Raw genomic sequence first — 13,197 nt, forward strand, 5'->3', positions numbered from 1 at the left:
TCTAAGCCAGAATGCTTTGAATGGTTTGTTTTATTTTGTTGCTGTTGCTTTCGTCGAGCTGGCTGGCGACAGTGTAACTCGATACAAATGAGTCGAAGTACTGTTGGGCTAGCGCCTTATCTTCTTGATAACGCAAGATGTGTTCAAAATTTCTTTGGCGTAAACTCATGTTTAGTGAGGAACGTTTGATTTGCATATCGGAAATATCAATCAGCCCAAAACCGCCATTGGGTAGCACGAGAATATTTTTTAAATGGGCCGACCTGAAATAAACCCCTTTTTGATGTAATTGAGCGACAAAGGCGCCAAATTGGCGGAATATATCCTCAGTGTCTTTAGCAGGGTCATTTAATACATCTCGCAATAACTCACCTTCTAGCCTTTGATAGACAACGATATGGCGCTTAATGCTTCGACACCAAAGGAGTTGGTTAATGGTTATTGTGGTGATGCCGAGAGTGTTGAGTTGTTCGGCATTTCTTACAAAACGAACAGCGTATGGGTTTAAAAGGGCGCTTGAAAGAAATCGTTTCAGGCGGAATAGCTTAATCATTTCACCTTTTTTGGTGTCTAGTACCTTTACTCCAAAGCTATCTTCTTCAATAACATCGGCGCCTGCGATTAGTTGTTGGTATTGTTCGTTACTGATGTTTTCCATTAGGCGTCAATGTCAGGAATTAAGGTGCTTTTTAAGTGTTCAATTTGATCTTTCACGAATAATCGACGTTTCTTAAGTCTGCGTATTCTAAGTTGGTCGGGCTGAAGCTCTTCTATTAGGTGATCAATTATATAGTGCAAATCTTGATGCTCTTGTTTGAGCTCAATAATTCTGAGTTCAATTTGATTGTTTTCGCTTAATATCATCTAGATTTACTTAAAGCAGATTGAATAAGCTGTCATGGTACAGCATACTTGAGAGATGAATAATGATTTTAAAACACTGCTAAGAATATTTGTTGACCTCTGTTTAATTAAAAGAGGGCCCAAAGATGTACCCGACTCTACGGTGTTGTTGAAAATAGTTTTTTTCATTTATTTTCTATCGGGTACGATGCTTCTTTCTAGCTCGATTGAATTAAGTGAAGCGATTATTCAATCCTTTATAGAGACAGTTTTAGTCGGCTTATTTATATATCTATTAGTGAGTTTCTTTCAGGTGAAAAACCGCTTTAATCAGGCAATAACGGCTGTTTACGGAAGCGGTGCTTTAATGACACTGTTGAGTGTGCCCTACGTTTTTTGGATGGATGGCCTAGTGAAAAATCAAGGCTCTATAGGTGTGGTAGGCCTGATTGTTTTCTTTATTGTTGTATGGGGTTTTATTGTGATGGCAAACATCATCCGAGAAACAATCCAGAAAAGTTTTAGTGTCAGCTTGTTGTTAACCTTCTGTTATTTGTATTTATCATATCAAGTGATAAATATCGTGTACCCAGTCGAGGCCGTGGCCGTTTGAAACATCTATGGCGTGAGCGTTTAGATACGATTAAGCTGGTTGCTAAGATTAACAAAGTCATTAATTTCTAGGCTCTCTGCTCGTGCATTTGGGTCTATATGGGCCGCTTCAAGAGATGCTTCATTACAAATATTTTTGAGTGTATTTCTAATGGTTTTACGGCGCTGAGAAAAAGCGGCTTTCACTATCTTTTCAAATAGTTCTAAGTCATCAATGGCATATTTTTGTTTTGTGTGAGGTGTTAAACGAACTATGCTCGACATGACTTTGGGTTTTGGGTGGAAGCACTCTGGGTCGACATCGAACAGAGCCTCAACGTCGCAATGAAGTTGAATCATAATGCTGAGGCGTCCAAATTGTTTGCTGCCCGGTTGGGCTTGGAGCCGGTTGACAATTTCTTTTTGCAACATGAAGTGCATATCTTTGATATGCGATGCCTGCGTAAGCAAATGAAATAATAAAGGTGTCGAAATATTGTAGGGCAAATTGCCAATAACCCTTAGAGGTTTGTCGCTATCTAAGGCGGCGAAATTAAATGCCAGTGCGTCTGCGCTATGCAGTGTAAATCGATCTATATGGCCAAAACGAGTGTTGAGTCGTTCAACAAGGTCTCGGTCAAGTTCAACGACATCGAGTTGACAGTGAGAATCTAAAAGCGGTTCGGTAATGGCACCTTGCCCCGGTCCAATTTCAACGACGTGGTCGCTTGCTAGTGGGTCGATGGCCATAATTATTTGATGGATGATCCGACTATCCTGCAGGAAATTCTGACCGAAACGTTTGCGAGCTTTGTGTGGTTTATTCAAGGTATTATTTGGATGAAAGTTGTATGGCCATTTCTAGCGCCGATTCTAAACTACTTGAACTCGCGTTTCCCGTGCCGGCAAGTTCAAGAGCTGTCCCGTGGTCGACCGATGTGCGAATGATAGGTAGACCGAGTGTAATATTAACAGCTTCACCGAACCCAGCGAATTTTAGTGTCGGTAATCCTTGGTCGTGATACATCGCCAAAACCACGTCGTGTTTGGCTAAAATGGGTGGTGTGAATGCGGTGTCTGCAGGTAAGGGGCCAGTTAAGTTGATACCCTTTTGACGTAAACGATCAAGAGCAGGAATTATTGTTGTGATCTCTTCATCACCTAAGTGACCATCTTCACCGGCGTGTGGGTTGAGGCCACATACGGCGATACGTGGTTTAGTGATGGCGAATTTTTTTTGTAAGTCGGTATGTAAAATGCTGATGACTTTTTCAAGGAGTAACACGGTTATTGCCGAACTAACATCTTTGAGTGCTAAGTGAGTGGTTGCCAAGGCAACCCGTAACTCCTTTGTTGCTAACATCATCACGGGGTAGCCGCCGCAATAATGGGCAAAAAATTCAGTATGGCCAGAAAAAGGGATGCCTGCATTGTTAATAATGCTTTTTTGTACGGGCCCTGTAACGAGCGATTGGCAGGTGTTATCAAGGCATAATTGAGCAGCTGACTGAAGCGTTTCAATTACATATTTAGCATTATTAGTGTTGAGTAGACCACAAACTTCTTCTTCAGGTAATTGAACTGGAAGGACGTTCATAGTACCTGGTATATGCGGGCTAGTGGGTTTACTCAGGTCGGCTAGTTTAATATCGATTGATAAGTTAAGAGCCACCGCCCTACGTTGTAATAGTTCAATGTCAGCGACAAAAATCAGTTCGCATGGCCAACTTTTATGGCAGACCTGTAAGCATATATCGGGGCCAATACCGGCGGGTTCACCGGGGGTAATAACAATTCGAGGTAAAGGCATTATTTTGCGTAAAAAGTAACCAATACGCTGCTTATTTAGCTAAACGGTATTCAATGTAGGCGTCATCTCTTAGTTTTACCAACCATGATTCAATCGCGGCATCGGCCTTACGTTTTTGTAATTGAGAACGTGCTTGCGCTTCGCGCATGAGTTGTGTGTTGTCTTGTTGTTCACGGCCCAATACTTGGATTAAATGCCAGCCAAATTGGGTTTGAACAGGTAAGCTAATGTCATTGATAGCCAGTTCGTTCATGGCTGATTCAAAGGCAGGAACAAGTGCGCCAGGCTGGACCCAGTTGAGATCGCCGCCACTGATGGCAGAGCCCCTGTCCTCAGAGTTAGCCCTTGCTAGCATGGTGAAATCTTCACCGTTTTCGATGCGCTGTTTAAGGTTAAGTAAGCGTTCTTGCGCTATTTTGTCGCTAACAAGTGCATTAATTTTAATCAGGATATGACGTACGTGGGTCTTAGTAACCATGACTTTTTGTTGGCCACGAGTTGCAAAGAGTTTAATGATATGAAAACCACTGGGGCTTTCTATCGGCGCTGAAAATTCATTTGCCTGCATTTTTTGCACATAAGGCGTTAGCATTGAGGGCATTTGCGCTAGTTTCATCCAACCAAGGTCTCCGCCTTCAAGCGCGTTGCTAGCATCTGAGTGGGCGATAGACAGAGTGGAAAACTTTTTGCCTAGATTCAAACCTGCAATTATACTAGCTGCTTTTTTACGCGCCTTAGCTATTTGTTGCGGTGATGCATTTTCTGGTGTCGCAATAAGGATATGCCCTAATTGATACTCTGTCGATTGATCGCCATTGCTTTGCTCTAGCAGTTGCAAAAAGCTCTTTACTTCTTGTTCTGATATTTTTACTTCATGGTGAACATAGCTGGATTGTACTCGTCTGACCAGCATCTGGTCTTTAATTGAGCGTTTGAAAGATTTAAGTGTGACGCCATCATTCTGCAATACCTCTAGAAACTTTTCTGCTGATAGTTTGTTCGCACTGGCGATACGTTTAATTGATGCATTAATTTCAGCATCTGAAATTTGTATAGCGCTACGTCGGGCAATTTGCAGTTGCAGCTCTGTTATAACCATTCGATCAAGAACACGCTTTTCAATGTCGGACCTTGCTATAGAAGCGCGTTGCTCAGCAGGTAAGCGCTGATAGGTTTGTTTAACCTGTTCATCTAACTGGCTTTGTAAAATAACACCTTTGTCGACTATTGCAATAATTCGATTAATAGAGTTTTGAGCTAGTGCGCCAAATGACAAAAGGCTACACAGAACGATTGTATTAACGAATATGGATTGTTTGAAGCTTTTCATGTTGGGTGGGTTCAGCGTTAAATGGATGGTAAGTCAAAGGCCCAAAATAACACTCGGCGTGCCATTTTGAAACCATAGTTTTGACCTTGGGGTTGATTTATTGAGTTAGTGTTGAGGTATCTGGTAACCTAAAATTCCTTCTTCCAAGAATGAGTCAAGCTTTTCACCAAAGCTTGTGAGGCCTTTCAGCTCAAACTGGAAGAAAATGCCTTCTTTAGGTTCTTCATCAAATGCGTCATTAACGTATCGTCTGGCAATGACCCGTAAACGCCAACAGCAAGTGTCTTTCTCAAGGCCTAAGAATGTGTCAAGCGCTAAGTTTTGTTCTTCCGAATAATTCCAGCGACCGACGGTGCTCCATTCTTTGCTGATGGGCCACTTAAATGATAGGTCTGTTTGCTCGATATCATTGGAATTTCCGTTGCTATCAAAGGTTCCTTCGTAACGAGAGCGGTAAGTTGCATTGAAGATACGGTTTGCTCCGTCACGATAATGAAACCCAAGCGTTGCTTTTTGGGTTTTACCCGCGTGAGGATTGTATTGCAGCGCGGTGCGGGCTGACCATGTGTCGGTTAACTTTGCCGATACTTCTGTGACTAAGTCGGAGGTGTTTTTTGTAATGGGCGTGCTAGTGGGCTTTAAGCCTACATCAAGATCATCGAAGTAGACAATAGTGCCAATACTCGCTCTTAGGCGCTCGCTACCGGTGTTAGACTCAATAAGTCGTGAGGTGAGTGCTAACGTTAACTGGTTTGCATCGGCCACTCGGTCAGCACCTGAATAACGGTTCTCTCTAAATAGCTGGTTAAAGCTGAAGTCGTATTCTGAGGTGTCAAACAATGGAATATCATCTTGGTTCTCGTGCGGAACGTATAAATAATAGGCGCGTGGCTCGAGGGTTTGGATCATGCCTCCAGCAAAGTTCAGGTCTCTTTCAAAGAATAACCCAGAGTCAACGGATAAGATGGGTAGCGTTCTACTTTGCTGGCTGTCCACTCCCGCGGCTTGATCCTGTAAGCGGTACTCGGTATGTCTTAAGCTTAGCCTAGGGGTAATGAATCCAGCAGGTGTTCGGAATGGGACGCTAATGCCAGGGTGCAAATCAACTCGTTTAGCATCAACATCGGCGCTGTGCTGAAAGTATACAAACTCATTGCGCATGCTGACTTTCGCAATACCAAAGGCTTCGGTTTCACGCAGGTTAAAAAGAACTTGTGGTAGACGACGATGCGGCCTATTAGCACTAGAAATAGACTCATCAATAGAATCGTAATTGTCTATTTTAGTGAGTAAGCTCCAGCTATCGGCTCGGTAGTTTAAACTGGCTTGGCTTCTTAAATAGCGGTTACTGGAAATACTAAGGTTGTTGCCAAAATCTTCTAAATAATCATCATCCGACATGTAATTCAGGTCTAGCTCTGAGCTTAGGCGGGAACTGATGGTTGATTTGTTTTGCAATGAGAATTGGCCACGTAAATCATCGGTGTCGGTATCACTAAGAATTTCGGCCGCTACTTGGCCTTCGCTGCTGTCGGTTAGGTATCGAAACTCGCCACCTAGCATCAAACCACGATCGCTCATGATTCGCGGTGTAATAGTGGCGTCATAGTTTTCAGCAATATTCCAATAGTAAGGAATTGCGAAGTCTAAGCCGGTTGTGTCGGAGTTACCAAACGTTGGTGTTAAAACACCGGACTGGCGTCGATCATCAATTGGGAAACTGATGTACGGTGTGTATAACAATGGAATATCAAACACTTCAACCCAAACGTCACGTCCAGTTCCGCGGCCTGTTTCTTTGTTGAGTTCCAGCGTTCTAGCTTGGAGTTCCCAATCGCTAACGCTGGGTGCGCAGGTGGTATAAGTAATATTTGTTGATTGGCTGATATCACGGTTAATGAGACGAGTCGACTGGGTTGTGCCTCGTGCATGAGTCCCTTCAATAATAAACCGACTGTTTTTGAACTCGCCGGTATCGTTGCTAAGCTGAAGCGTTGCTTGATCACTGTGCAGGGCGAATCCATTTTCTTGGTAGAAAACATCACCAGATGCTGCTGCAATTTCTTTATTGTTGTTGAAAGTAACGCGGTCGGCGGTAATAGATTGGTCGGCGCGTTTTACTAAAACATCACCACTAAATTGAGCATCATTCTGGTCGAGAATTTCGGCGTAATCAGATTGGATGCTCACTTCTGCATTTAAACGACTTTGCTGGATAGCATTTCTACTGTCACGAAGTTCTGCTGTCGAGACCTCGCAGGTATCCCAAGGGTCAGCTTCAAGTTGCTGAATCATTAGGTGGAATAATGAATTATTTCTAATGCGATCAGAGGATGTGCTGCTAGGTAATTCGACAGCCGCTACACTGGCAACTTCAATACTGCTAGGCGCGCTAGTTTGGGTGCAATCCCAAGTGGCATTTGCGCCAGCTTGGCAATCCCATGAGCCGTCATTGTTCATGCTTGAAACTGCCACAGGTGCCTTTTTAGTGGTTAAAGGTGTTGCTTGACGAGTTAGTTGAACACGAGGCACCGAAGGATTAGCTGTTTTTTTTGCAGGTGACTCGGCAATAGTGCTTTCAGCGCTGACGTTTTCATCAATGGCTGTAGGCTCAGGCTGCTTAGCTAAAGGCTTGCTGGAGGCGGAACAATCCCATGTTTCACCGTCACTTGCAAGGTTACAGTCCCACTGAGAATCGCTAAAACCGAAAGTTTGTGATGCGGTAAAAAATAGCGCTAGGCTAAGAAAAAAATGTTTGTACGAAGTGTTAATGTTAAAGCCTTTTATTTGAGTCTAACGTAGGTTGTATAAAATCGCATAGAATGACGAATTCTTCAATGTTACTTGTATAATTTTTCAATATATTAGCACGCAACTTTCAGTCTGCGTGAATTAGGTCTAACAGAGTGTTCCTTATGGTGATAGATGAACGTAAACAACTTTTAATTGAATGGTTAAAAGGTGTTTTTTTAACAGATGAGTTTAGTTGTGAGCCAGCATCAAGCGATGCCAGTTTTAGGCGTTATTTTCGTGTTCAGTTTAACGGTCAGTCATTCGTTGTTATGGATGCGCCGCCTGCTAAGGAAGACTGCACGTCATTTATTGCGGTGGCAGAACTGTTGTTTTCGCAAGGCATTAATGCACCGCAAATTTTTTATAAGTCACTCGAAAAAGGGTTTTTAGTTCTCAGCGATTTGGGGTCGGAAAGTTATTTAGACAAGCTAAGCGAATTGACGGCGAAAAATTGCTATGGCGATGCTGTTCAAGCCCTGCATAAAATGCACGACTTGCCGTTGGCTGAGCTAGAGATTCCTCAGTATGATTTAGCTTTATTACAGCAAGAGATGGGCTTATTTGAAGAGTGGTTCGTTAATAAATTATTGGCTGTTGATTTATCGTCCGATGATAAAACGGGCTTAGTGATGGTCAAAGAAAAATTAGCTCAATCAGCCCTTGAACAGCCACAAGTATTTGTTCATAGAGATTACCATTCCAGAAATTTGATGGTGACCGAGAAAGACAATCCAGGTGTAATTGATTTCCAAGATGCGGTTGCCGGTCCAATAACGTATGACCTCGTTTCTTTATACAGGGACTGTTATATCGATTGGCCAGATGAGAAAATTTACGTATGGCTCGATGATTTCCTCCAGCAGAGGAGAGCACGTGGTTGCGTAGATGATTTTGATCAAGCTCGTTTTTATCAATGGTTCGACTGGATGGGGGTTCAGCGGCATATGAAAGCGATTGGTATTTTTGCGCGTTTGTTAATCAGGGATGGTAAAAATGGTTATTTAAAAGATATCCCTCGAACATTGAGCTATGTGATTGCTGTTTGTGCTCGCTATGATGACTTAAGGCCCGTCGCGGACTTGATTGAAAAGCATCAACTTATGGCTAAGTTTGTTCAGCTGCAAACGGAGTTGAAACCTTTATGAAGGTGATGATTTTAGCGGCGGGACGTGGCGAACGAATGGGTCGTTTGACCGAGCATTGTCCCAAGCCTTTGTTGAAGGTTGCTGGGCGTTCTCTTATCGAGCACCATATTTTGGCATTAAAGAAGCATGGTTTTAGCGAGTTCGTGATTAATATTGCCTATTTGGGTGAGCAAATTAAAGCGGCCTTAGGCTGTGGAGAGCGCTGGGGTGTGCGGATTGAATATTCAGATGAGGGTCTGCAAGCTCTAGAAACGGGCGGTGGGATATTTAACGCATTGCCTTTGTTGGGTGAACAGCCTTTTCTAGTTGTGAATGCCGATGTTTGGAGCGATTTTCCTTACGCAAGCTTGAGAACGAAGGTGGATAAGAATATTCATTTGGTACTGGTGAATAATCCTTCTCATAATCTGAATGGTGACTTTGGCTTATTCGGCGGTAGTATTGAACTGGCGTCGGATAAACGCTACACCTACAGCGGAGTGGGGGTCTTTAACCCCATCATTTTTTCGCAGCAGACAGCAGGTATCTTCCCGTTAGCGCCGATTATTCGTGAGTCGATATCATGCCAGCGTGTCAGTGGCGAGCTGTATCAAGGTAAATGGGTTGACGTTGGTACACCGGAACGACTGGCTGATTTAGAACGAAAACTTCAGCAGATTTAACGTCGCATCAATCAGTACCCAATGAGGGGTTGTTGATTAGTCAATAACCCCGGACGCTTGTTGATCGGCGTGGTAAGAGGAGCGAACCATCGGGCCACTAGCAACGTGGGAAAAACCCATCTCTTTACCGAGGCGTGCCAATTCATCAAATTCTTCGGGTGTAACATAGCGCTCAACGGCTAAGTGGTCTTGGCTTGGTTGTAGGTATTGACCTAAAGTCAGCATATTGCAATTGTGTGCGCGTAAATCCCGCATGACCTCAAGTGTCTCTTCCATCGTTTCACCTAAGCCAAGCATTAGGCCGGACTTTGTTGGGACTTCTGGATGTGCTTCTTTATAGCGTTTCAGTAGGTTGAGTGACCATTGGTAATCAGAACCGGGCCGAGCTTTTTTATACAAGCGTGGAATGGTTTCTAAATTATGATTGAAGACATCGGGAGGTGTCTGTACTAGAACTTCAACAGCAAGGTCCATACGGCCTCTGAAATCGGGTACCAGCACCTCAATTTGTATGGTCGGGTTTTTCTCGCGTACGGCGTTAATGCATTGCGCAAAATGATCGGCGCCACCGTCTCGCAAATCATCGCGATCAACAGATGTGATGACCACGTAGCGAAGAGCCATATCTTTAATAGTATCAGCGAGTTTTTGAGGTTCGTCTTTATCCAATGGCTTTGGTCGGCCGTGTGCAACATCACAAAATGGGCAGCGTCGCGTGCAAATATCGCCCATAATCATGAAGGTAGCGGTACCGTTGTTAAAACACTCACCTAAATTTGGGCAGGCGGCTTCTTCACAAACCGAGTATAAGCCGTGATCACGAAGCGCCTTTTTAATGGCATTGACGCGAGGGCCGCTTGGCACTTTGGCGCGTATCCAATGTGGTTTGCGCAAAATATCGGCTTTCTTTTCAACTTTAATGGGAATACGTGCCAGCTTCGCTTCGCTTCGTTGGTGCGTTTCTGGGGTGGCGCGTGATGGTGCTTTTAGAGTATCTGTATCGTGTGACATATCGCTATACGTGTAGTGTATTTGGGCCAAGTTTGAGTTGGCAATAATTGAGTTGTTGCTTTAATTCGTGCAATAAAACAGCTGCAAAATCAGAGGTGGTACATTTTACGCCATGTTCTGATAATTGGGTAACTTCAAGACCCTCATAGCCGCATGGGTTGATAAAACTAAACGGTGTTAAGTCCATATCAATGTTCATGCTGAGGCCATGGTAACTGCAACCTTTCTTGACGCGTAGGCCTAAGGAGGCGATTTTTTTGTCATCAATATAGACGCCCGGCGCATCTTTGCGCGCGATGGCCGAGAGGCCATATTGTTTTAATCCGGTAATGGTGATGTTTTCAAGCACATCGACCAGTGCGCGAATGCCAATATCTAAGCGGCGCAGGTCGAATAAAACGTACATAACGAGTTGCCCCGGCCCGTGATAAGTCACTTGGCCGCCCCGGTCAGACTGGACTATGGGAATATCGCTGCTGTTTAGGATGTGCTCGGCTTTGCCACTAACGCCTTGAGTGAAAACGGCGGGGTGTTCCACAAACCAAACTTCGTCGGCTGTGTCACGGTCGCGACACAGGCAAAACTGTTTCATCGCTTCCCAAGTTGCTTGATAATCTTGCTGACCCAATTGGCGGATATATAAGGTCTGTTCGGCTTGTTGTTTCACAAAGACATTAAGACCTGTTCGCAGTCTGTCAAATCTTGATAAATGGCATCCATTTGCTGCTTACTTTGAGCGGTAATGGTGATGCTAATAGAAACGTATTTTTTAGATTTGCTGAATTTTGACTGCACAGCACTTTCGCTTAAATCAGGCGCATGCCGGCGGACGATCTCGACGACGATTAAATCAAATCCGGTGTTCGCAAGCCCCATTGTTTTGATGGTGAAATCGCAGGGGTAGTCCATCAAGGCATTATGTTGCTCGTCGGCGTGCTTGTCAGTCATGTTGTTGCTTTCTAAGTTGATTTTTGAAGTGGCTATAGCGGGCCGAAACCTGTTGCCATAGTTCGCCGGGCTGCCTGTTGCTGACAGCTTGCCTATTCAATTCGGTCACGGGCATAATTTCTTTAGTTGAACTGGTTAACCAAATTTCATCTGCATCGAATAATTGTTGTTCTGATATCTCACGTTCAACGCAACTGATGCCTTCTTTAATGGCCAATTCTAAGACAAGGTCGCGGGTGATGCCGGGTAATAAATGATGGCTTTTAGGCGGTGTTATAATTTGCTTATCTTTAACGATAAACAAATTACTGGCGGAGCCTTCTGTGGCAAATCCATCACGCAGTAAAATAGCTTCAGCGCAGTCTTGATCGCTGGCTTGTTGCTTTAATAATATATTTCCCAACAATGCGATCGATTTAACGTGACACCAATCCCAGCGTATGTCATCCAAGGTAATTGCGCTAATGCCCTTTGCGATAGAATTCAAACTATCCGTGTTGATGCTTTGGCACATCGCAAAGGTGGTTGCAGTATAGTCATCCGGTAACTGGTGGTCGCGGCTAGCGCCTGAACCGCGAGTGACTTGCACGTACACCGATTGGTCGGATTGCGTATGCGGTTCTACCAGTTTACTCAGAATATCTGTCCACTGTTGATCGCTCATAACAGGCTTCATGCGAATAGCGGCTAAGCTGTTATTGAGACGGTCTAAATGCTGCTGTAGTCGAAAAAGCTTACCGCCGTATGCTGGGATAACTTCGTAAACACCGTCAGCAAACAAAAAACCACGATCAAGCACGGAAATTTTTGCATCGGCCAGCGGTAAGAATTGACCGTTAAGAAAAACATCGAGTTTAGATGACACTACCGGCTCCTATTACTCAAGCATTAACAAGGCTTCATCTTTCAGCACATCCATCCACGAGCCCTCAGGTATTTCTTGTAAGGCAAGCAGAGGCCGCTTTGTAATGACCTCACCTTTGAGCTTGATAACGGCGCTACCAACGAGTTGACCTTTAGCAATGGGGGCAATCAATTGAGGTTTTAACTCCAAACTGGCGTCCAGTGATTTGTATTCGTTGCGTGGAATAGTGAGATAAAGGTCTTTAGATAGGCCAACGGATAACGTTTTTTGAGCCCCTTTCCACACGCGGGTGCTGGTTAGCGATTGCTGTGCTTTATACAGTAAGTGAGTTTTGTAAAAGCGGTAACCGTAATTCAGTAAGGCTTGGTTTGTATCATTACGTGCTTCTAGGCTATTCGTTCCCATGACCACCGAGATCAAACGCATTTTGTCACGAACGGCGGATGATACTAAGCAGTAGCCGGCGTCTTCAGTATGTCCAGTTTTAACGCCGTCCACGGTGCTGTCACGCCACAAAAGTTTATTTCTATTTTGCTGGGTAATGCCATTAAAAGAGAATTCTTTGATCGCATTGATTTTATATAGTTCGGGTGATTCTATTATTAAGGCTCGAGTGAGTATCGAGAGGTCTCTAGCCGTCGTGTAGTGCTGCTCGTCAGGCAAGCCCGAGCTGTTAATGAAGTGACTATTTGTCATGCCAAGGTCTTTGGCAACTTGATTCATCAATTGTGCAAAAGTCGATTCATCGCCGGCAATGTGTTCAGCAAGGGCAACGGTCGCATCATTGCCCGATTGCACGAGCATGCCGTGTAATAAATCGTCGATAGTGACAAACTTATTAACTTCAACAAACATCCGCGAGCCAGGCGTTCTCCAAGCCTTTTCGCTAATACGTACTTTATCGCTTAAGTTTAAATTTCCATGATTGAGCTCACGGAAAAGAATTAGTGCCGTCATGATTTTTGTCATGCTAGCGGGTGCGAGTTTTAAATCTGCATCTTTAGACGCTAAAACGGTGCCACTATGAAAATCCGTTAGGTGGTAACTTCTAGCCTTTAAATTAGGGGCTGATGGGATAGGTAAGGCGATAGCTTGCGAAGATAGGAAAAAGCTAAGTATTAGAATAATTCGTTTCATATTGTTGACGTATTAGTTTTGTCGGCGGGGAAAACTCAATTATATCATGCAAAAGAGTGATC

At 44.0% G+C, this 13,197-nt stretch carries 14 protein-coding genes; 3 read left to right on the plus strand and 11 right to left on the minus strand.

Features of this window, described 5'->3' with window-relative positions:
• Window position 1: 1 nt before the first annotated feature.
• Both AB1Y31_00885 and AB1Y31_00890 read right to left on the minus strand, forming a co-directional pair.
• Entirely contained in the window at window positions 2–658 is a 657-nt protein-coding gene (locus AB1Y31_00885; GenBank protein MEW4981721.1) for a lipopolysaccharide kinase InaA family protein, read from the minus strand.
• Window positions 658–864, minus strand: a complete 207-nt coding sequence (locus AB1Y31_00890; GenBank protein ID MEW4981722.1) for a DUF465 domain-containing protein — start codon at window positions 862–864, stop codon at window positions 658–660. Before AB1Y31_00890 ends, AB1Y31_00885 begins: the two co-directional genes overlap by 1 nt.
• 55 nt (window positions 865–919) lie before the next feature.
• Here AB1Y31_00890 and AB1Y31_00895 point away from each other — a divergent pair, with 55 nt between their 5' ends.
• Window positions 920–1,456, plus strand: coding sequence for a hypothetical protein (locus AB1Y31_00895; protein ID MEW4981723.1), 537 nt, complete (start codon window positions 920–922; stop codon window positions 1,454–1,456).
• A gap of 20 nt (window positions 1,457–1,476) precedes the next feature.
• Here AB1Y31_00895 and rsmA read toward each other — a convergent pair whose 3' ends face one another.
• The 4 genes from rsmA to lptD form a co-directional block, all read right to left on the minus strand.
• A complete protein-coding gene (rsmA, locus tag AB1Y31_00900) occupies window positions 1,477–2,262 on the minus strand; it encodes a 16S rRNA (adenine(1518)-N(6)/adenine(1519)-N(6))-dimethyltransferase RsmA (protein MEW4981724.1) in 786 nt (261 codons plus the stop codon).
• A gap of 4 nt (window positions 2,263–2,266) precedes the next feature.
• Window positions 2,267–3,244: a 4-hydroxythreonine-4-phosphate dehydrogenase PdxA gene (pdxA, locus tag AB1Y31_00905; protein MEW4981725.1), complete on the minus strand. Its 978-nt coding sequence runs from the start codon at window positions 3,242–3,244 to the stop codon at window positions 2,267–2,269.
• A gap of 31 nt (window positions 3,245–3,275) precedes the next feature.
• On the minus strand, window positions 3,276–4,574 hold the full coding sequence (locus AB1Y31_00910) for a peptidylprolyl isomerase (GenBank protein ID MEW4981726.1): 1,299 nt from the start codon (window positions 4,572–4,574) through the stop codon (window positions 3,276–3,278).
• Window positions 4,575–4,679: 105 nt separating this feature from the next.
• Window positions 4,680–7,034, minus strand: a complete 2,355-nt coding sequence (gene lptD, locus AB1Y31_00915) for an LPS assembly protein LptD (GenBank protein ID MEW4981727.1) — start codon at window positions 7,032–7,034, stop codon at window positions 4,680–4,682.
• Between the two features lie 455 nt (window positions 7,035–7,489).
• Here lptD and AB1Y31_00920 point away from each other — a divergent pair, with 455 nt between their 5' ends.
• Window positions 7,490–8,512, plus strand: a complete 1,023-nt coding sequence (locus tag AB1Y31_00920) for a phosphotransferase (GenBank protein ID MEW4981728.1) — start codon at window positions 7,490–7,492, stop codon at window positions 8,510–8,512.
• On the plus strand, window positions 8,509–9,174 hold the full coding sequence (gene murU / locus AB1Y31_00925; GenBank protein MEW4981729.1) for an N-acetylmuramate alpha-1-phosphate uridylyltransferase MurU: 666 nt from the start codon (window positions 8,509–8,511) through the stop codon (window positions 9,172–9,174). Before AB1Y31_00920 ends, murU begins: the two co-directional genes overlap by 4 nt.
• Window positions 9,175–9,210: 36 nt before the next feature.
• On the opposite strand, the gene lipA is transcribed toward murU, so the two are convergent.
• Genes lipA through AB1Y31_00950 form a run of 5 tightly spaced genes read right to left on the minus strand, consistent with a single transcriptional unit; the run spans window position 9,211 to window position 13,135 of the window.
• Entirely contained in the window at window positions 9,211–10,185 is a 975-nt protein-coding gene (lipA, locus tag AB1Y31_00930) for a lipoyl synthase (GenBank protein ID MEW4981730.1), read from the minus strand.
• A 4-nt stretch (window positions 10,186–10,189) separates the two neighbouring features.
• Window positions 10,190–10,852 (minus strand): lipoyl(octanoyl) transferase LipB, encoded by a 663-nt coding sequence (gene lipB, locus AB1Y31_00935; protein MEW4981731.1) that lies wholly within the window; start codon window positions 10,850–10,852, stop codon window positions 10,190–10,192.
• Window positions 10,849–11,133, minus strand: a complete 285-nt coding sequence (locus AB1Y31_00940; protein MEW4981732.1) for a DUF493 domain-containing protein — start codon at window positions 11,131–11,133, stop codon at window positions 10,849–10,851. The genes lipB and AB1Y31_00940 overlap by 4 nt, the downstream gene beginning before the upstream one ends.
• Entirely contained in the window at window positions 11,126–11,998 is an 873-nt protein-coding gene (locus tag AB1Y31_00945) for a D-amino acid aminotransferase (GenBank protein ID MEW4981733.1), read from the minus strand. Before AB1Y31_00945 ends, AB1Y31_00940 begins: the two co-directional genes overlap by 8 nt.
• A 12-nt stretch (window positions 11,999–12,010) precedes the next feature.
• Window positions 12,011–13,135 carry a D-alanyl-D-alanine carboxypeptidase family protein gene (locus tag AB1Y31_00950; GenBank protein MEW4981734.1) on the minus strand — a complete coding sequence of 375 codons (1,125 nt, stop codon included), beginning with the start codon at window positions 13,133–13,135 and terminating at the stop codon, window positions 12,011–12,013.
• Between the last annotated feature and the right edge of the window lie 62 nt (window positions 13,136–13,197).

Source organism: Cycloclasticus sp. (genome assembly GCA_040743155.1).
Lineage (GTDB): Bacteria > Pseudomonadota > Gammaproteobacteria > Methylococcales > Cycloclasticaceae > Cycloclasticus.